This window comes from Azospirillum agricola (genome assembly GCF_017876095.1).
GTDB classification, from domain to species: Bacteria; Pseudomonadota; Alphaproteobacteria; order Azospirillales; family Azospirillaceae; genus Azospirillum; species Azospirillum agricola.
In genome coordinates this window covers 82,544-102,246 of sequence record NZ_JAGINM010000021.1, presented here as the reverse complement: position 1 = coordinate 102,246, position 19,703 = coordinate 82,544, and the positions used below count along the sequence as shown (strand labels likewise).

Here is a 19,703-nt window from a genome sequence, read left to right as displayed (position 1 = left end):
CCGCCTTCGAAAGCCTGTCCCATGCCCGCCTTGCCCACGCTCGCCTTGCTTGTCCGTTCCGCGGCGCTCGTCACCGGCGCCCTGTCCGTCCTCGCGGCGCTCGGCGTCGTCCAGCCGGCCTTTTCACAAGGCCCGCCCGCCGATCCGGCGAAGGAGCCGGTCGTCCTCGGCGTCAGCGGCCCGCTGACCGGCCAATACGCCCAGTACGGCGCGCAGTGGCAGCGCGGCTTCGATCTGGCGCTGGACCAGGTGAACGCGGCCGGCGGCATCCAGGGCCGTCCGCTCCGCGTCCAGTTCGAGGACAGCCAGAGCGACCCTAAGCAGACCGTCGCCATCGCCCGCAAGTTCGCCGCCGACGCCCGCATCGTCGCCGAGTTGGGCGACTTCACCAGCGCCGCCTCGATGGCGGCCTCGCCGATCTACCAGAACGCCGGGCTGGTGCAGTTCGGCTTCACCAATTCCCACCCCGACTTCACCAGGAGCGGCGACTTCATCTGGAGCAACGCGCTGAACCAGGCGGAGGAAATGCCGGTCCTGGCCGATTACGCGGTGACGGCGCTGGGGCTGAAGCGCATCGCCGTGCTGTTCATCAACAACGACTGGGGCCGCACCAGCAAGGACCTGTTCGCCAAGGCGGCCAAGGAACGTGGGGCCGAACTCGTCGGCGCCGAGGGCTATCTGGCCGACGAGAAGGATTTCCGTTCCGCCCTGGTGCGGGTGCGCGACACCCGGCCGGACGGCATCGTGCTGGTGTCCTACTACGCCGACGGCGCCCAGATCACCCGGCAGCTGCGCGAGGCCGGGCTGGCCCAGCCGGTGGTGGCCGCCGGTTCCGTCTATTCCCCGAAATTCCTGGAGCTGGGCGGTGCCGCGGTCGACGGCGTCCATACCACGACCCCCTTCTTCCCCGGCGACCCGCGTCCGGTGGTGCAGGGCTTCGTGAAGGATTACGTCGCCAAGTACGGTGCCGAGCCCGACGCCTACTCCAGCCGCGCCTACGACGCGCTCTTGCTGCTGGCCACGGTGATCCGCCAGTCCGGCACCGACCGCACCGCCGTGCGCGACGGCCTCGCCACCGTCAAGGACGCGCCGAGCGTCGTCTACGGCACCGTCCGCTTCGACCCGCAGACCCGCCGCGTCGACAAGCCGTTGAGCACCCGGCTGGTGGTGCGCAACGGCGCCTTCGCCCTGTGGGACGGCGCCGGCAAGGCGGCGAACTGAACCTCCGGCGGGAAGGACCGCGCATCGTGCTCCCCACCTCCCTCGGCCCGTGGCTCGACTACACGATCAACGGGCTGGTGATCGGCAACATCTACGCCCTGCTGGCGGTCGGGCTGGCGCTGATCTTCGGCGTCTCGCACCTGATCAACTTCGCCCACGGCTCGGTCTACATGGTCGGCGCCTACATCGGCTGGCTGTGCGTGACGCAACTTGCCTTGCCGCTGCCGGTGACCTTTGTGGTGGTTGCGGCGGGGTGCGGCCTGCTGGGCGTCGTGATCGAGCGGGTGGGGCTGCGGCCGTTGCGCGAGGCCCCGCGCATCGCGCCGCTGCTCGCCACCATCGGCCTGTCGGTGGTGATGGACCAGACGGCGCAACTGCTGTTCAGCCCGGATCCGCGCGCCCCGCCGACCCAGCTGCCGGCATGGCGCATCGCCGTCGGCGGCGGCAGCATCGGTGCGCTCGACCTGCTGATCGCCGGGGTGGGCGTGGGCAGTGCCGCGCTGCTCTACGGATTCCTGCGCTTTACCCGGCTCGGCTGGGCGGTGCGGGCCACGGCGCTCGACCGCGACGCCGCCCGGCAATGCGGCGTCGACGTCGACAAGGTCAACCGCACGGTCTTCGCCATCGCCTCGGCGCTCGGTGGGGTCAGCGGGCTGCTGGTCGGTATGTACTACAACACCATCGACCCCAACATGGGCTTCCAGGCCGGGCTGAAGGGCATCGTCGCCCAACTGATCGGCGGCGTCGGCAACGTGCCCGGCGCCATCGCCGGCAGCCTGCTGCTGGGATTGATCGAGAGTTACGGCATTGCTCTGTTCGGCACCAGCTACCGCAACCTGTTCGCCTTCGTGGCGTTGATCGTGATCCTGGTGCTGCGGCCCAATGGCCTGTTCGCGCGGGCCCGCCGCCTGCCGCCGGAGCCGCTGACCGGCACCTTCATCGCGCCGAGCCGGCCGGTCGTGCTGCCGCGCTGGGCGGTCTGGGGGCTCGCCGCCGCCGCGCTCGCCCTGCCGCTGGCGGTCCGGCAGCCCTATCTGTTGCAGACGCTGGGCAACGCCTGGCTGTTCGCCCTGCTGGCGCTCAGCCTGACGCTGGTGGCCGGCACGGTGGGGCAGGTGTCGCTCGGGCACGCCGGGCTGCTCGCCATCGGGGCCTACGCCTCCGCCCTGCTGACGCTCGACGCGGGCGTCCCGGTGCTGCTGGCGGTGCCGCTGGCCGGGCTGGTCGCGGCGACGCTGGGCACCGCGCTGGTCTACCCGGCCTTCCGGCTGCGCGGCCATTACGTCTCCATCGCCACGCTGGCGGTGGGCGAGATCGTCACCCTGGTCATCCTGAACTGGGAGAGCCTGACGCGCGGTCCGATCGGCGTCACCGGCATTCCGCCGCTGGCGGTGGCCGGCACGCCGCTGGTCAGCGGCCAATGGGTCTACTGGGTGCCGCTGGTCGTCCTGCTGGCGCTGGCGGCGGTCCAGTCGCGGCTTCTGGACTCGCATCTTGGCCGCACCCTGCGGGCGATCCGCGAGGACGACATCGCGGCGCGCTCCTATGGCGTCGAGCTGGACCGCTACAAGGCGCTGGCCTTCGCGGTGGCGGGTTTCGTCGCTGGGATCGGCGGGGCGCTGATGGCGCATTTCTACTCCTACATCAACCACGAGACCTTTCCGGCGCCGGTGTCGATGCTGGCGCTGACCATGGTCATCCTCGGCGGGCTCGGCAACGTCGCCGGCGCGGTGCTGGGGGCGGCGGTGCTGGTCGGGCTGCCGGAGCTGTTCCGCGCGGCGGCCGAGTACCGCATGCTGATCTACGGAATCGTCCTGCTTCTGCTGATCCGCTTCCGCCCGCAGGGCCTTCTGGGAACGGTGTGAGGACGCCATGACGAGCCAACCGGGAAAACCCCTTCTGGAGGTCGCCGGCCTGACCCGCCGCTTTGGCGGCCTGACCGCCGTCAACGGGCTGGACCTGACGGTGGGGGAGGGGGAACTGGTCAGCGTCATCGGCCCGAACGGCGCCGGCAAGACCACCCTGTTCAACCTGATCGCCGGGCTCGACGCGCCGGACGCCGGTGCCGTCGCCTTCGACGGCCGCGACGTCAGCGGCCTTCCCGCCGAGCGGCTGGCGGCGCTGGGGCTGGCCCGCACCTTCCAGCATGGCCGGGTGTTCGGCAATCTCAGTGTGCTCGACAACGTGCTGGTCGGCGCCCACACCCGGTTGCGCGCGGTGCGTCCGCGGCCGCGCCTGCCCTTGCTGGGGCCGCTGGCCGAGCTGGCGCTCGCCCTGGTCCGCCCGGCGCCGGTGCGGGCGGAGGAGGAGCGGCTGCGCGCCGAGGCGCTGGAGATCGTCGCGCTGTTCGGCGAACGGCTGACGCCGCGCCTCGACCAGCCGGCGCACAGCCTGTCCTACGCCAACCGCCGCCGGTTGGAGATCGCCCGCGCGCTGGCGCTGCGCCCGCGCCTGCTGCTGCTCGACGAGCCGACCGCCGGGATGAACCCGACCGAGACGGCGGAGATGCTGGCGATCATCCGCTCTCTCAAGGGGCGTGGCCTGACGATCCTGCTGATCGAGCACAAGCTGGATCTGGTGATGCAGCTGTCCGACCGGGTGGTGGTGATGGACCACGGCGCCCGCATCGCCGAAGGGCTGCCGGCCGCCGTCGCCGCCGACCCGGCGGTGATCGAGGCTTATCTCGGCCACAAGGCGGTGGGGGGCTTGGCCGAGCCGGATGGGGCCGAGCCGGATGGGGCCGGGCAGGGCGGGGGCAACCAGCATGGGGAACGGCCGGTTGTCGCCCGGGCGGCCAGGTAGGGGAGGCTGAGGAATGACCGACGCGTTGTTGCGGCTCGACCGCGTGAACAGCTTCTACGGACCGGTCCAGGTCCACTTCGACTTGTCGCTGGAGGTGGGGAAGGGCGAGATCGTCTGCCTGCTCGGCGGCAACGCCAGCGGCAAGTCCACGACGATGAAGATCATCCTGGGGCTGCTGAAGCCGCGTTCCGGCCAGGTCAGTTTCGACGGCCGGCCGCTGACCGGCCTGGCCACGCCGCAGATCGTGCGGCGGGGCATCGGCTCGGTCCCCGAATCCCGCCGGCTGTTCGCCACCATGACGGTGCGCGAGAACGTTCTGATGGGGGCCTACACCCGCGACGACCGCAAGGCGGTGGTCGAGGATCACGAGCGGGTCCTCGACCTTTTCCCCAAGCTGCGGGAGCGCCACGCCCAGCAGGCCGGCACCCTGTCGGGCGGCGAGCAGCAGATGGTGGCGATGGCCCGCGCCCTGATGGGCCGGCCCCGCCTGATCGTCATGGACGAACCGACCATGGGCCTGTCGCCGCTGCACGTCGACAAGGTGCTGGAGCTGATCGGGACGATCAACCGGCAGGGCGTCAGCGTCTTCATGGTGGAGCAGAACGCCAGCCTTGCCCTGCGGATCGCCCATCGCGGCTATGTTCTGCAAACCGGGCGCATCGTGCTGTCCGGACCCGCCGCCGACCTCGCCCGCGATCCTCAGATCCGCGACGCCTATCTCGGCGGCACCCGGGCCGCGTGACCCCGCCGGCCCTTCTTTTCGATGACCAAGGACACCGCAGACGTGACCGACCCCGGCCCCCGCTCCCTGGACGCGCTGGAAGCGCGGCTTGCCCGCGACCTCGACCTTCTCACCCTGCCGCCGGCCGACTGGGTGCCGCCGCAGGACGGCGTGCCTGGGGGCGTTCTCGACGTCGCCATCGTCGGCGCCGGCATGGCCGGGCTGACCGCCGCCTTCGCCCTGCGCAAGGTCGGCGTCGCCAACATACGCCTGTTCGACCGTGCCCCGGCCGGGCGGGAAGGGCCGTGGGCGACCTACGCCCGCATGGAAACCCTGCGCTCGCCCAAGACGCTGGCCGGTCCGGCGCTGGGCTTTTCCAACCTGACCTTCCGCGCTTGGTTCGAGGCCCAGTTCGGTCGCGCCGCCTGGGAGGAACTGCACCGGATCCCGCGCCTGCAATGGCTCGATTACCTGAATTGGTACCGCCGCGTCACCAACCCCCCGGTGGAAAATGAAACCGTCCTGACGGCGATCTCCGGTGACGGGAGCGGCGTGACCTTGGACCTGACCGGGCCGGAAGGGCTGCGGCGGGTGCGGGCGCGCCGCGTCATCCTGGCCAACGGCCGCGACGGTCTGGGCGGTCCCTTCATCCCGCCCTTCTGGAAGGGAGTGGACAAGCGCTTCTGGAGCCACGCCCACGAAGCGATCGACTTCCAGGCGCTGAAAGGGAAGACGGTGGCGGTGCTGGGCGCCGGTGCCGGCGCGGTCGACAACGCCGCCGAAGCGTTGGAGAACGAAGCCGCCAAGGTCTTGATGCTGGTGCGCCGCGCGACGCTGCCGCGCATCAACAAGGGGATCGGCGCCGGACACCCCGGCATGGTCCTGGGCTTCCACACCCTGTCGGACGAGCGGCGCTGGGCCTACAACCAGTACATCGCCGACACCGGCGTGCCGGCGCCGCACAACTCGATGCTGCGCTGCTCCCGTCACCCGAACTTCGCCCTGCTGACCGGCTGCCCGATCGAGCAGGCCAAGCCGGACGGTGGCCGCTTGACGCTGCACACCGGACGGGGGGTGGTGACGGTCGATCATGTTATCCTGGCGACCGGATTCTCGGTGGATTGGGCGCAGCGGCCGGAACTGGCCGGGATCGCCCGCCACGCCCTCCTGTGGCGCGACCGCTACGTCGCGCCCGGCGAGGAAGGTGGCGACTTCGCCGAGCACCCCTATCTCGGTCCGGATTTCGAATTCCTAGAGCGCGTCCCCGGCGAGGCGCCCTGGCTGTCCCGCATCCACGCTTTCAATTACGCCGCCTCGCTCAGCCATGGCAAGGTGACCGGCGACATCCCCGGCATCAGCGCCGGGGCGGAGCGGCTGGCCGACAGCATCGTCGCCGCTCTGTTCACCGAGGATTACGACCGTCACTGGCAGCGGCTGCTCGCTTTCGAGACGCCGGAACTGCTGGGGGACGAATGGACCGAAGCGGAGGCTTTCCAATGACCGTCACCGTTGCCGGCGCGGTCGCGCCCGACCTCATCGACCGGCTGGCCGGACTCGCCGAAGGCGCACCCCTTGTCGCCTTGCGCGCCCGCCGGGCCGACATCCGCAGCCGCACCCAGGCTGCTCACGACGTCCTGCTGGCGCCCCGGCGTCCCGGCCGTTTTCCTGCGGCCGAACGCGCGGCGGTGGCGGGGCGGATCGCCGCCTTGGGCGGAGACGAGAGGCTCGCCGACCATTACCGCGCGCTCGCCGGAGACGCCGTCGCGCGCCCGGCTCTGCTCGCCCATGCCGAGCGGGTCACCCGCGCGCCCCGCGAGTCCCGGCCGGAGCATCTGGGCGCCCTGGAGGCGGCCGGCCTCGACGCCCACGGCATCGTCGCCCTGTCGCAACTGATCGCCCTGGTCAACTACCAGCTTCGCCTGCTGGCGGGTCTGCGTGCGCTGGATGGGCGCGGCGGCGAAGCGGTGGAGCCACCCGGCGGCGCACCGGTTCCGGCCGACGCGGTCCTCGGCTTCACCGCCGATATTCTGGATTGGACGCCCTGGATCCCCCCGCTGGTGCTGGAGCAGGCCAGCCCGGAGCAGTTGGAGGCGCTGGCGGTGACGCCGTCGAACACGGCCATCGGCGCCTATTCGCTGGTGCTGGCCCACGAGCCGGAATCCTTGCTCCACCGGACGCCGCTGTTCAACGGCATCATGTACGCTCCGCGCGGCCTGCCTCGGGCGGAGCGTGAACTGGCGACGGCCGTCGAGTCGGTCCTGAACGGCTGCGTCTATTGCGCGTCGGTCCACGCCCGCCGCTTCACCGAACTGACCGGCCGGGGAGATACGGTGCAGGCCCTGTTCGCCCAGGGCGTGGCCGGCATCGCCGACCCGCGTCAGCGGGCGATCGCGCGCGCCACCGCCCGGCTGACCGCCACCCCGTCCGCCCTGGCCCATGAGGATGTCGCCGGATTGCGCGACGCCGGGTTTGAGGAGGGCGATAGTCTCGATCTGGTGCTGGCGGTCGCCATCTTCGCTTGGGCGAATCGTCTGATGCTGAGCTTGGGCGAGGCTGCGCGCTGACCGGGCACGATCGCCCTGAACGCCGGGGTACGCTTTAGCGGGTGTGGAACCGCGTCAATCGACCGGCTTGATGTCGGCGGCGCGGATGACGTCGCCCCACTGCGCGGCGCTGGCGGCGACGAGGCCGTCGAAGGCCTGGCGCGTTCCGCCGGCGACGTCGAAGCCCTGGGCGGTCAGCGCCGTCCGGGTTCGCGGATCGGCGAGAACCGCGTTGAAATGGGCGTTCAGCGCGTCGAGGACCGGCGCCGGGGTCGCGGCGGGCGCCGAGAAGCCCTGCCAGGAGCTGAAGGTGAAGTCCTTCAGCCCGGCCTCGGCGGTGGTCGGCACCTCGGGCACCGCCGGCGAGCGCTCCGCCGTCGAGACGGCCAGCGCCCGCAGGGCGCCCGACTGGATGTGCGGCAGCGCCGGGGCCAGCGTCACGAACACCGCCTGGACGCGGCCGCTCAGCGCCTCGGCGATGGCCGGCTGGGCGCTCTTGTAGACGATGTGGTTGAGGCGCACCCCGGTCCGCCGCTGCAGCAGCGCCGTGGCGAGATGCCCGACCGTGCCGACCGCCGGGGTGGCGACGGCGATCTCCCCCGGCCTGGCGCGGGCGAGGTCGAGGAACTCGGCGACGCTGCGCGCCGGAACCGTGCTGTTCACCACCAGCACCTGGGGCGCCGAGATCGCCTGGACCACCCCGGCGAAGCCGCGCGAACCGCCATAGGACAGGTCGTGGAACAGGCTGTCGTTGATCGCGAGCTGGTCGGTGGCGACCAGCAGCGTGTAGCCGTCGGGCGCCGCCCGCGCCACCAGCTCGTGGGCGATGTTGCCGGCCCCGCCCGGCTTGTTCTCCACCACCACGGGCTGCTTGACCCGCTCGTTGAGGAACTGGCCGACGGTGCGCGCCAGGATGTCCGGGCTGCCCCCCGGCGCGGCCGGGGCGACGAGGCGGATCGGGCGGGCAGGAAAGTCGGCGGCGGTGGCCGCTCCGCCTGCGACCCCGAGGGAGGCGGCCAGCAGGGCGGCGGCGAGGCCGCGCAGATGGCGGCGGAGCGGTGAGGGAGTGTGCATCGGATCAGGATCCCGGATGTTTGGAGGATGGGTTTGAACGGGTGCCGGTCTTCAGGTGTCGGTTTCGGCGAAGGCCACCGCGCGCACGCGGCGGACGGCCGGCAGGACGGCGCCCAGCAGAAGGGCCAGCGTGACCAGCAGCAGGCCGAGGCTGATCGGCTGCCGCACGAACACGCCGGCGTCGCCGTGCGCGAGCTGCAGCGCGCGGCGAAGATTCTCCTCCATCAGCGGCCCCAGCACGAAGGCCAGCATCAGCGGCGCCGGTTCGCATTTCAGCTTGGCCAGCCCGTAGCCGACCAGCCCGAACAGCGCGGTCAGCAGCACGTCGAAGGCGCTGTTGTGGACGCTGTAGACGCCGATCGCGCAGAACAGCAGGATAGCCGGGAACAGCAGGTGGTAGGGCACCCGCAGCAGCCGGACCCACAGCCCGACCAGCGGCAGGTTGATCACCAGCAGCATCAGGTTGCCGATCCACATGCTGGCGATCAGGCCCCAGAACAGCGCCGGCTGGGCCGTCATCACCTGCGGTCCGGGCTGGATGCCGTGGATCATCATCGCCCCCACCATCAGGGCCATCACCGGGGTTTCCGGGATGCCGAGCGTGAGGAGCGGCACGAAGGAGGTCTGGGCGCCGGCGTTGTTGGCCGCCTCGGGCGCCGCCACACCCTCGACGGCGCCGGTGCCGAAGCGCTCGGGCGTGGGCGACAGCCGCTTTTCCAGCGTGTAGGCGGCAAAGGCGCTGAGCACCGCCCCGCCGCCCGGCAGCAGGCCGAGCAGCGAGCCCACCGCCGTACCGCGCAGCGCCGCCGGAACGGCCGCGCGCATCTCCTCCCGCGTCGGCCGCAGCCGGCCGATGGCGGCGACGTCGTCGACCTTCGCCACGCCGCGCTCCAGGTTGACGATGATCTCGGCCAGCCCGAACAGCCCCATCGCCAGCGGCACGAAGTCGATGCCGTCGGCCAGCTCGGGAATGCCGAAGGTGAAACGCTGCATCCCCGATTCCACGTCGGTGCCGACCAGCCCGAGCAGCAGGCCGAGCAGCACCATGGCGACCGCCTTGGGCACCGAGCCGTGGGCCAGCACCACCGCCCCGGTCATGCCGAGCAGCATCAGCGAGAAATACTCGGCCGGGCCGAAGCTCTGGGCCAGCGCGGTCAGCGACGGGCTGAACAGCGCGATCAGCAGCGTGGCGACCGTGCCGGCTAAGAAGGAGCTGAGCGCCGCCACCGCCAGGGCGGCCCCGGCCCGGCCGCGCCGTGCCATGGCGTTGCCGTCCAGGCAGGTCACCACCGACGAGGATTCGCCGGGCAGCCGCATCAGGATCGCCGTGGTCGAGCCGCCATACTGGGCGCCGTAATAGATGCCAGCCAGCATGATGATCGCCGACACCGGATCGAGGTAGAAGGTGACCGGCAGCAGCATGGCGATGGTGGCGACCGGCCCGATGCCCGGCAGCACGCCGATCAGCGTGCCGAGCAGGCAGCCGACCAGACACCACAGGACGGTCTGCGGCGAGGCCGCCACCGACAGGCCGAGCCCCAGATTGGCCCCGAGATTGGCGAACAGGTCGGTCATCGCGGCAACGCTTCCAGCGGGACGCCCAGCAGGACGATGAACAGCAGCCAGCAGGCGGCGGCGAGGCCGGCGGCCAGCAGCAGGGTCTGGCGCAGGCCGCCGCCGGGCAGCGACTGTCCGGCGATCACCACCAGCAGCACCGCCGTGAGCAGCAGCCCGAGCCGGTCGACGGCGAGCCCGAAGACCAGCACGCTGCCGAGCACTGCCGCCAACGGCCGCAGCCGGAATGGCTCGAACCGCTCCGAGCCGCGCGCCAGCGCCGTCCCGCCGATCGCGGCGCCCACCGCCAGCAGCAGCCCGGCCACCAGCGCCGGGAAGAAGCCCGGCCCCATCCGGCCGGCGTTGCCGATGGCGTAGCCGCCGGCCAGCCCGAGCCACGCCGTCCCGGTGGCGACGAACAGCCCCGCCGCCCACAGGTCGACCGCCGGGCCTGTCGCCCGGCGGCCCGTTTCCGGCGCCGATTCCGTATGGACGCTCATCGCGGGTCGTCGGCGACCAGACGCAGCGCCTCCTCCAACGGACCGCGGGCGATCCAGTCGGGCACGCTGAAATCGCCGCCGAGGAAGCCGTGGCGCAGCAGGAAGTTCTTCTGGTCCTCCAGCAGGGCGATCAGGTGGTCGTCCAGCGTCGGCTCCAGGATGGCCGCCACCTCGGGCGTGTAGACGGCGTCGACCCACTCCTCGGCGATGCCGCTGTCGCGGGCGATGCCGCGCTTGGCCTCGACCGGGTTGGCCTTGGCCCAGCGCGCCGTGCGGATTGCCCGCGCCAGATAACGCGCGACGATATCGGGCCGGCTGTCGAGGAGCTCGCCGCGCACGGTGAAGACGGTCGGCGACAGGTTGTTGATGCGGCTGCGGACATCCGGGGCGGCGGCGACGTCGAACACGACCTCGGCGTCGAGCAGCGCCTGCACCTCGGCGCCCTGGGCGTTGAGGTAGAGCGCGTCGATCTCGCCGCGCAGCAGCGCGCGCAGCTCCGGACCCTGGCGGCGGCGCATCAGCCGGGCGCTGAACAGCGAGCGGCTGAGCGCGCCCGCCTCCGGCGGCTTGCCGACCAGAGTCTCGGTGATGGGGATGTTGACGAGGGTGACGTCGTCGAAGCCGAGCCCCGCCGATTCCAGCGCCGCGTGGTAGCCGCGCAGGGAGGTGGCGCGCGGGTAGTCGACCGGGTCGTTCGGCCGCCCGATCAGGCCGAGCCGCTTGCCGCGCAGGTCGCCCGGCTCGCGGATGCCCGATCCGGGCAGCGCCAGCACCGCCGAATAGGTCTCGACCCAGGACAGGCCGATGACCCGCAGGTTCCGGCCCACCGACTTCGCCCAGAGCGGCGGCACGTTGCCGCCCTCGCGGAAGGCGTTGGGCTGGCTCTGGTCGTAATGCGCCTCGCGCACCTTGCGGTCGGGGTGCGAGCGGATCGAGTTCAGCCGCACGTCGCCGTCGCGGAAGGCCTCGTCCAGCTCGCCGCGCGCGATCGCCAGGCTGGAGGCGGCGGGAACCGGGCAGACGGTGTACCAGACGTCGGTCGGTTCCGTTGCGGTCAATTCCGTTTCGGCGGGACGGAGGTCGGGCGGGGTGGAGAGCGTGGTCATGCCTTGGCCTTTCGGGTGGTGGGTTTGGCGGTCCGCCCGCGCTTGGGGCCCAGCCCCCAGCGCTCGTGGAAGGGGGCGAGGACCGCTTCGGAGGTGCAGTGCGCGAAGAATTCGGACGCCGCCGAGGAGGCGCAGCCCCCCTTGCGGCGCAGGATGCCGATCTCGCGGGTGATCTCCGGCTCGACGACGTCGAGCACGCTCACCCGGCGCAGATCGCTGGTGAACAAGGACAGTTCGGGCAGCAGCGCCACCCCCATGCCCGCCTCGACCAGCGCGACGATGGTCTCGTAGCGGTGCAGGTGGTGCCCGGTGCCGGCGCGCAGGCCGCAGTCGCGCAGCGCCCGGTCGATGGCCTCGCGGATGCCGGTGCCGTGGTCGGTGGCGATCAGCGGATGCTCCAGGAAGCGGGTGAGCGTCACGTTGGATTGCCCGGCCAGCGGGTGGCCGGCGGCGACCACGCCCCGGAAGCGCTCGACGAAGAGCGGCGTGGCGGCGAGGTCCGACGGACCCGAGGGCAGGGGGCCGAAGCCGATGTCGGCCAGCCCGTTGCGCAGCATCTCCTCGATCTCCGGCGCGGTCAGCTCATGCAGTTGGACGGTGATTTCGGGAAAGCGGGCCTGGAAGGCGCCCATCGCCGCCGGAGCCAGGGAGCAGGCGATCGACGGCGTCGCGGCCACGACGATCCGCCCGTGCTTCAGGTCCGACCGGTCGCGCAGGTCCGACACCGCGGCCTCGACGTCGGCGAGGATCTGGCGGGCGCGGTGGAAGAAGCGCTCGCCCTCGGCCGTCAGTTGCACTTTGCGGGTGGTGCGGACGAACAGCACGGCGCCGAGCACCGCCTCCAGGTCGCGGATCTGGCCGCTGAGCGAGGGTTGCGACACGCTCAGCCGCTCCGCCGCGCGCTGGAACTGACGTTCCTCGGCGACCGCGACGAAGCTGCGCAAGCGGCTGAAACTGATCGACATTTTCTGACCTCCTCCTCCCTTCGCGCGGTGGAGCGGCAACCACGGACAAAAGAGCGCTGGGGAATTAGGCATGATTCACAGAATTTTAGAAGCCTATAAATATAGTTGATTAATAGGTTTTTGGGAGTTAGCGTTTCTCAGGACCCGATATTCACAATGAAATCCGGTGCTTTCCCATGTCAGCGACCCTTCCCATCACCCGGCCGTCGCGGCCGGGCGGCGATGCGGGCATCCCGTCCCCCTCCTGTCTCGCCGAACTGGCGGAGCGCGTCGCCGCCGACCTGTCCCATCTGGATTACCCGAAGGCGCGCCGCTGGACGCTGCCGCGCGTGGTCGAGGGGCAGGAGCCGCTCGATGTGCTGGTCGTCGGTGGCGGGCAATCGGCCCTGACGCTGGCCTTCGCCCTGCGCCAGGAGCGGATCGGTAACATCCTGGTGGTGGACAAGGCGCCGCGCGGCCGCGAAGGGCCATGGACGACCTTCGCCCGCATGCGCCATCTGCGCACGCCCAAGGCGGTGACCGGGCCGGACCTCGGCATCCCCAGCCTGACCCCGCGCGCCTGGTTCGAGGCAAAGCACGGGCCGGACGCCTGGGAGCGGATCACCAGCATCCCGCGCGGCGACTGGAACGCCTACCTGCTGTGGTTCCGCGACACGCTGGATCTTCCGGTCCGCAACGGGACGAGCGTGACCGCGATCGAGCCCGTCATCGTCAAGCCGGCGGGCAGCCTCCTGCGCGTCACCCTGTCCGGCCCCGACGGGGTGGAGCAACGCCTGACCCGCAAGCTGGTGCTGGCGACCGGGCAGATCGGCTGCGGCGGCCTGCGCATCCCGGCGGCGGTCCAGGCGCTGCCCCGCGCCCTCTACGCCCATTCGGCCGAGGACATCGACTTCACGGCCCTGGCCGGACGGCGGGTGGCGGTGATCGGGGCCGCCGCCTCGGCCTTCGACAACGCCGCGACCGCGCTGGAGGCCGGCGCCGCCAGCGTCGAGATGTTCATCCGGCGCGACACCCTGCCCACCATCAACGCCCTGTACTGGATGGATTTCGCCGGGGTGATGGGGCATTTCGCCGAGCTGCCGGACCGCCACCGCTGGCGCTTCAACCGCCATTTCGAAAGCGCGCCGAACCCGCCGCCGCCGACCTCAGTGGCGCGCTGCACGGCCTTCGCGAACTTCCACCTGCGCACCGGTGCGGCGTGGCGGCGGGCCACGGTCCGGCCGACCGGCATCCTGGCGGAGACCGAGCGGGGCGACCATGAGGTGGATTTCGTCATCTGTGGCACCGGCTTCGACCCGGATCCGGCGGGCTCGCCGCTGCTCGTCCCCTTCGCCGACCGCATCGCGCGCTGGGGCGACCGCTTCACCCCGCCGCCCGGCGAGGAAAGCGGGCGGCTGGCCCGCTTTCCCTATCTCGGTCCCGCCTTCGAATTCCTGGAGCGCGAGCCGGGAACGGCGCCCTTCCTGCGCAACATCCACAACTTCAACGGCAGCGCCGTCGCCAGCATGGGCAATTCGGCCGGCGCCCCCGGCCTGCGCTTCAGCGTTCCCCGGCTGACCAACGCGCTGGTGCGCGACCTCTTCGTCGAGGACGCCGACGCCTATTACGCCGACTTCCTCGCCTTCAAGACCCCCGAACCGGAAAAGGCCGCCTTCCGCAGCGCCTGACAGCCGGTCGACGGACGGGAGACGCCCACCATGGCACCAGCCCCTTTTCACGACGATCATCATGCCCGGTCCGCATGGTCCTGGCTCCGCCGCCGGCGGCGCCGGCTGTGGCCGTTGCCGCTCTTCGCCGGGCTGGCGCTGCTGCTGGTGTGGCCGGCGGCGATGCTCGCCATCGGCGTCTTCCGCACGGCGCCGCCGGGCATGCCGGGCGGTTGGAGCGTGGAGCCGCTGCTTGCCCTGCCGGGCTCGACCAAGCTGTGGAGCGCCGCCGCCCATTCGGTGCTGCTCGCCCTGCTGTCGACCGCCGTGGCGGTCGTCGCGGCGGCCGGCTTCGCCTTCCTGGCGCAGCGGACCGACCTGCGCCTGCGCCGGCTCGTCACCCCGACGATGGTGGTGATCTACGCGACGCCGTCGCTGTTCCACGGCATCGGCTTCAGCCTGCTCGGCAACCCGGCGATCGGCTTCGCCAACGCGGCGCTGCGCGCCGCCTTCGGGCCGGAGGCGGGACTCGTCAACGTCGAGTCCGGGCCCGGCCTGCTGGCGGTGATCGCCATCCGCGCCACCGCCTTCACCTACCTGCTGCTCGCCCCGGCCTTCCTGGCGCTCGACCGCGCGCACGAGGACGCCTCGCTGGTCTCGGGGGTCGGGCGCTTCGGCACCGTCCTGCGCATCGACCTGCCGTTGCTGACCCCGGCGCTCAGCGGGGCGGCGATCCTCGCTTTCGTGGCCGGGCTGCATTCCTTCGACATCCCGCTGATCCTCGGGCAGGCGGCGGGGATCGAGGTGCTGTCCACCGCCATCTACGACCGGCTGGTCCACGCCTACCCGCCGCAATACGCCACCGCCAGCGCGCTGTCGCTGCTGCTGGTGCTCGTTGCCGCCGCGCTCAGCCTGTTGCAGGCCCGCGTCCTCGGCCGGCGCAGCTTCGTGACCGTCGCCGGCAAGGCGACCCGCCAGCACCGGTTGCGGCTGGGCCGCTGGGGGCTGGCCGGGAACGCCGCCATCCTCGCCTTCGTGCTGGTGGCGGTGATCGGACCGCTCTTGTCGCTGCTGCTGGGCTCCGTCCAGTCGGTGCCGGGCGTGCTCGATTCCTTCACGCTGGTGCATTACCAGCGCGTGTTCCAACGCCCCGGCATGATCGACGCGGTGCGCACCACCGCGCTGCTGGCGGTCGGCGTCGGCGCGCTGGCGATGACGCTCGCCGTGCTGCTCGCCCAAGCCGGTCAAGCCCTGCCGGTGCCCGCCCGCTCGGCCTTGCGGCTGATGACGCTGATTCCCTTCGCCATGCCGGGCATCGTCACGGCGCTGGCCGTGATGTGGGCCTATGTCGGCGTTCCCGGCCTGCGCCAGATCTACGGCACCGTCTGGATGCTGGTGCTGGCCCTGGTCGTCGTGGCGCTGCCCTTCGCCATGCAGGCGGCCCAGGCGGCCAGCGCGCAGATCGCGCCGGAGTTGACGGCGGCGGCCCGTGTGTCCGGCGCGTCGGCGCCCCGCGCGCTGCTCGACGTCGTCGGGCGGCTGATCGCGCCCAGCTTCCTGACCGGCTGGTTCCTCGTCGCCATCGCCGTCGCCGGCAACCTCGACGTGCCGCTGCTGCTCGGCACCCCGACGCTCGGCACCGTCGCCTCGCACATCTACCAGCTTCAGACCCAGGGGCAACTCGGCGACGCCACCGCCCTGCTGGTGACGACGATGGCCGGCCTGTTCGCCGCCGGGCTGTCGGGGCTGGGCGCCCTGCGCCTGCTTGCCGTCAAACGGCGGCGCCCGGCGCTCGGCACGCCGCGCGTCCCGCGCTCCTCCACCCTGGAAAGGCAGGCCGCCTGATGAGCACCATCCGACTGGACGGGATGAGCAAAGGCTTCGGCAACGGCCGGGGCATCGAGCGGCTCGACATCACGGTCGACGACGGCGAGTTCTTCGTCCTGCTCGGCCCCAGCGGCTGCGGCAAGACGACGGCGCTGCGCTGCATCGCCGGGCTGGAGGAGCCGGACGGCGGCCGCATCCTGCTTGGCGACCGCGTCGTCGCCGACGCCGGGCGCGGCCTGTTCGTGCCGCCCGACAAGCGCGACATCGGCATGGTGTTCCAGAGCTACGCGCTGTGGCCGCACATGACGGTGAACGACAACGTCGCCTATCCGTTGCGCGCGCGCCGCGTCGGGCGCGAGGCGGTGGGCCGGGCGGTCGTCGGCGCCCTCGACCGGGTCGGCCTCGCCGGCTATGGCGAGCGCTACCCGGCGGAGCTGTCGGGCGGCCAGCAGCAGCGCGTCGCGCTCGCCCGCGCGCTGGCGGCCTCGCCGCGGCTGATCCTGTTCGACGAGCCGCTGTCCAACCTCGACGCGCAGTTGCGCGCCCGCCTGCGGCAGGATCTGCATCTGGTCCACCGCGAGACACGGCACACGGCGGTCTACGTCACCCACGACCAGACCGAGGCGCTGGCGCTGGCCGACCGGGTGGCGATCATGAAGGAGGGGCGGATCGAGCAGATCGGCAGCCCCGACGCCGTGTTCCGCGCGCCGCGCACCCGCTTCGTCGCCGAGTTCGTCGGCTACGAGAACCGACTGGCGGCCCGCGTGCTGTCCGTCGACGGCGACCGCGCCGCCGTCGCGCTGCCGGGGGTGTCCGCCCCGCTGATCGCCCGCCGCACCGGCCCGTTGGAAGGCGGACGGACGGCCGACCTGCTGATCCGCGCCAGCCGCATCGGGCTGGCCGCCGAACCGGCCGCAGGACGGGCGGAGGGCCAGCCGGGCGGTTCCTCCAACGGCCTGCCGGTCCGGGTCGAGGATGTCAGCTTCCTCGGCGACCACCACCAGTTCCGCCTGCGCACCGCCGACGACGCCATCCTCACCGCCAACATCCCGGCCGAGCGCTGCACCCCCGGCCTGCTCGGCGCCGTTGGCGCCACGCTCCGCGCCATCCTGCCGGCGGACGATCTCGTCGCGCTGGACGCGGCGGCCTGACTCCGCCCCCGCCCCCTTCACCCCCGATCCAAGGACCTGTGCCTCCGATGCTGCGCCTTCCCCTTCTCCCGCTGGCCACCGCGCTGTCGTTGACGGCCGCCGCCGCCGCCCACGCGGAAAGCCTCGATTCCCTCTACGCCAAGGCCAGGCAGGCCGGCGAGACCCAGCTCGTGCTCTACACCCCCTACGGCCACCTGCAATCGGTGTTCGACGCCTTCGCCCGGGCCTACCCCGGCATCGCCGTGCAGCCCGCGGTGATCTCCGGCGGCGGCGCCCCGCTGGTCGGCCGCATCGCCGCCGAAGCGGCCAGCGGCAACCATGTCGGCGACCTCGTGCTGAGCGGCATGGGCGACATCGCCACGCTGACCGCCGACGGCCGGCTGGAGCCCGACACGCCCGACGAGGCGGCGGCCCTCGATCCGCAGTACAAGGACGCGAACGGCCTGTTCCAGGTTCCCTTCACCACCCTGTTCACGCTGGTCTACAACACCACCCTCGTGAAGGAGGAGCAGCTTCCCAGGACGCTGGACGAGGCCATCGGCAAGAGCTGGGCCGGGAAGTTCGGCTACACCCGCTACACCGGCGCCGCGGCGCCCGATCTGGTCGGCGCCACGCTGGCCCACAACGACGCCATCACCGACGAGCAGCTGAAGGCGATCAAGGCCAACGGCCAGGTGTCGCCGACGGCGGCGCAGCTCCTCACCCATGTGGCGCAGGGCCGCGTCGCCTTCGGCCTGTGGGGACCGACGCAGAATGTCGGGAATCTCCAGCGCGACGGGGCGCCGATCAAGGTCAAGTATCTGGCGGACTCCGCCGTCACCTTCGGCCCCGGCCTCAGCCTGCTGCGCCAGGCCCCGCACCCCAACGCAGCCCGGCTGTTCAAGGGCTGGCTGCTCGGCACGGCGGGCCAGACCGCGCTGACCAAGGCGTCGAGCTACGGCACCCGCACCGGCGCGCCGGTGCCGCCCGACCTGCCGGCGCTGGAGGGCTACCGCTTCACCGGCATCCCGCTGGCGCAATGGGAGGGGCAGGTGAAGAGCTTCCGCACCCGCACCCTGGCCATCTTCGACTAGGCCATCGTCGACCGATGCGCCCACCGAACACGACACACGCCCCGCCCGCCTTCCCGGCGGGCGGACACAGGAGAGCCTTGCCATGAGCCCACGCCCGATACGCCGCCAAATCCACCTCAACTTTCATGGCAACACCGCCGGCGAGCACGCCGGCGCCTGGACGCGGGACTCGGCCGACGCGCCGGCCGACTTCGTTCTCGACTATTACCTCCGCATCGCCCGCATCGCCGAACGCGGGCTGTTCGACGCCGTCTTCTTCGCCAACTACCTGCATCTGTTCGAGGGCGGCGGGCGCCCGCCGCGGCCGGTGATCGATCCGGTGGTGCTGGCGTCGGCCCTGTCGGTGCTGACCGAGCGCATCGGCTTCGTCGCCACCGCCTCGACCACCTTCAACGAGCCCTACAACATCGCCCGCAGCTTCGGCGCGCTCGATCATGTCAGCCGCGGCCGGATCGGCTGGAACGTGGTGACCACCTACGACCCGCACGCGGCGCGCAACTTCGGCTTGGCGGCCCTGCCGGAGCGCGCCGACCGCTACGCCCGCGCCGACGAGTTCGTGACCGTGGTGCGGAGGCTGTGGGACAGCTGGGGACCGGACGCCGTCCGTCCGGCCCCCGGCGGCGGAGCGCCCCAGATCGACGGGTCGCGCATCCAGCACGTCCAGCACGAGGGCCGCTTCTTTTCCGTCGAAGGGCCGGCGCAGCTTCCCCGCTCGCGGCAGGGCCGCCCGGTGCTGTTCCAGGCCGGCGGCTCCGCCGAGGGCCGCGCTCTGGCCGCGCGCCACGCCGACGCCATCTTCTCCATCGGCCTCGACCTCTCCGACGCGCAAGCCTACTACCGCGACGTCAAGGACCGCGTCCGCGCCGAAGGGCGCGACCCTGACCGGGTGTTCGTCCTGCCCGGCGTCTATCTCTATCTCGGCGGGACGGTCGAGGAGGCCGAGCGCAAGCGGCAGTCCCTGCTGGAGAAGCAGACCAGCCGGACGCTGATCGTCGAACAGCTCGCCGCCCGGCTGGGGGTGGAGCCCGCCGACCTCGACCTCGACTCGCCGGTTCCCGACCACATCCTCGACCGCGCGCCGGAGCGCGCCGCCTCGCGCGGGCACACCGACGCGCTGGTCGCCCTGCTGCGCCGTGAGCGGCCGACGCTGCGGGAGTTCCTGACCCGGCAGCCGGTCGGCGGTCCGCACCGCGTCGTCATCGGCACGCCCGAGCAGGTTGCCGACACGCTGGAGGCTTGGTTCGTCAACCGCGCCGCCGACGGCTTCAACATCGGCAACATGACCCCGGACGAACTGGAGGGGTTCGTGGAGCAGGTGATCCCGATCCTGCAGAAGCGCGGCCTGTTCCGCACCGGGTATGAGGGCGACACCCTGTCCGCGCATTATGGGCTCCAGGGCGCCTGAACGATCCAGGGGTGGCGGTTTCACAAACGATATGAACTGGGCGGTATGACGGGAAAACGACCGTGAGATGATGTGGTGGAGGGCCCTTTCACCGGGAAACGGTGTCAAGCTGGGT

The 19,703-nt window shown here is 71.7% G+C and carries 16 protein-coding genes; 11 read left to right on the top strand and 5 right to left on the bottom strand.

The annotated features are described in order from the left end of the window. The first annotated feature begins 21 nt into the window (after positions 1-21). The 6 genes from J2847_RS26130 to J2847_RS26105 are packed head-to-tail and all read left to right on the top strand — an operon-like array spanning position 22 to position 7,308. Positions 22-1,221 carry an ABC transporter substrate-binding protein gene (locus tag J2847_RS26130; RefSeq protein ID WP_209781714.1) on the top strand — a complete coding sequence of 400 codons (1,200 nt, stop codon included), beginning with the start codon at positions 22-24 and terminating at the stop codon, positions 1,219-1,221. 26 nt (positions 1,222-1,247) lie between these two features. Next, positions 1,248-3,086, top strand: a complete 1,839-nt coding sequence (locus J2847_RS26125; protein WP_209781713.1) for an ABC transporter permease — start codon at positions 1,248-1,250, stop codon at positions 3,084-3,086. A 7-nt stretch (positions 3,087-3,093) separates the two neighbouring features. After that, positions 3,094-4,023, top strand: coding sequence for an ABC transporter ATP-binding protein (locus J2847_RS26120; protein ID WP_209781712.1), 930 nt, complete (start codon positions 3,094-3,096; stop codon positions 4,021-4,023). 13 nt (positions 4,024-4,036) lie between these two features. After that, positions 4,037-4,765 carry an ABC transporter ATP-binding protein gene (locus tag J2847_RS26115; protein ID WP_209781711.1) on the top strand — a complete coding sequence of 243 codons (729 nt, stop codon included), beginning with the start codon at positions 4,037-4,039 and terminating at the stop codon, positions 4,763-4,765. A gap of 42 nt (positions 4,766-4,807) precedes the next feature. Further along, complete coding sequence (locus J2847_RS26110) at positions 4,808-6,244, top strand: NAD(P)/FAD-dependent oxidoreductase (RefSeq protein WP_325169481.1); 1,437 nt, start codon at positions 4,808-4,810, stop codon at positions 6,242-6,244. Then, entirely contained in the window at positions 6,241-7,308 is a 1,068-nt protein-coding gene (locus J2847_RS26105) for a CMD domain-containing protein (RefSeq protein ID WP_209781709.1), read from the top strand. The genes J2847_RS26110 and J2847_RS26105 overlap by 4 nt, the downstream gene beginning before the upstream one ends. 54 nt (positions 7,309-7,362) lie before the next feature. Here J2847_RS26105 and J2847_RS26100 read toward each other — a convergent pair whose 3' ends face one another. Genes J2847_RS26100 through J2847_RS26080 form a run of 5 tightly spaced genes read right to left on the bottom strand, consistent with a single transcriptional unit; the run spans position 7,363 to position 12,486 of the window. Next, positions 7,363-8,361: a tripartite tricarboxylate transporter substrate binding protein gene (locus J2847_RS26100; RefSeq protein WP_209781708.1), complete on the bottom strand. Its 999-nt coding sequence runs from the start codon at positions 8,359-8,361 to the stop codon at positions 7,363-7,365. A 51-nt stretch (positions 8,362-8,412) separates the two neighbouring features. Then, positions 8,413-9,936, bottom strand: a complete 1,524-nt coding sequence (locus J2847_RS26095) for a tripartite tricarboxylate transporter permease (RefSeq protein WP_209781707.1) — start codon at positions 9,934-9,936, stop codon at positions 8,413-8,415. Next, positions 9,933-10,415, bottom strand: coding sequence for a tripartite tricarboxylate transporter TctB family protein (locus tag J2847_RS26090; RefSeq protein WP_209781706.1), 483 nt, complete (start codon positions 10,413-10,415; stop codon positions 9,933-9,935). Before J2847_RS26090 ends, J2847_RS26095 begins: the two co-directional genes overlap by 4 nt. Then, entirely contained in the window at positions 10,412-11,521 is a 1,110-nt protein-coding gene (locus J2847_RS26085) for an ABC transporter substrate-binding protein (protein WP_209781705.1), read from the bottom strand. The genes J2847_RS26090 and J2847_RS26085 overlap by 4 nt, the downstream gene beginning before the upstream one ends. Then, on the bottom strand, positions 11,518-12,486 hold the full coding sequence (locus tag J2847_RS26080; RefSeq protein ID WP_209781704.1) for a LysR family transcriptional regulator: 969 nt from the start codon (positions 12,484-12,486) through the stop codon (positions 11,518-11,520). Before J2847_RS26080 ends, J2847_RS26085 begins: the two co-directional genes overlap by 4 nt. A gap of 176 nt (positions 12,487-12,662) precedes the next feature. On the opposite strand from J2847_RS26080, the gene J2847_RS26075 reads away from it, so the two are divergent. The 5 genes from J2847_RS26075 to J2847_RS26055 all read left to right on the top strand — a co-directional run bounded on the left by J2847_RS26075 (position 12,663) and on the right by J2847_RS26055 (position 19,588). Next, positions 12,663-14,153 (top strand): SidA/IucD/PvdA family monooxygenase, encoded by a 1,491-nt coding sequence (locus J2847_RS26075; protein WP_209781703.1) that lies wholly within the window; start codon positions 12,663-12,665, stop codon positions 14,151-14,153. Positions 14,154-14,183: 30 nt separating this feature from the next. Further along, positions 14,184-15,977: an ABC transporter permease gene (locus J2847_RS26070; RefSeq protein ID WP_209781702.1), complete on the top strand. Its 1,794-nt coding sequence runs from the start codon at positions 14,184-14,186 to the stop codon at positions 15,975-15,977. Continuing rightward, on the top strand, positions 15,977-17,110 hold the full coding sequence (locus J2847_RS26065; protein ID WP_209781701.1) for an ABC transporter ATP-binding protein: 1,134 nt from the start codon (positions 15,977-15,979) through the stop codon (positions 17,108-17,110). The genes J2847_RS26070 and J2847_RS26065 overlap by 1 nt, the downstream gene beginning before the upstream one ends. Positions 17,111-17,157: 47 nt before the next feature. Then, complete coding sequence (locus J2847_RS26060) at positions 17,158-18,183, top strand: ABC transporter substrate-binding protein (protein WP_209781700.1); 1,026 nt, start codon at positions 17,158-17,160, stop codon at positions 18,181-18,183. A gap of 82 nt (positions 18,184-18,265) precedes the next feature. After that, positions 18,266-19,588, top strand: coding sequence for an NtaA/DmoA family FMN-dependent monooxygenase (locus J2847_RS26055; RefSeq protein WP_209781699.1), 1,323 nt, complete (start codon positions 18,266-18,268; stop codon positions 19,586-19,588). The last annotated feature ends 115 nt before the right edge of the window (positions 19,589-19,703 follow it).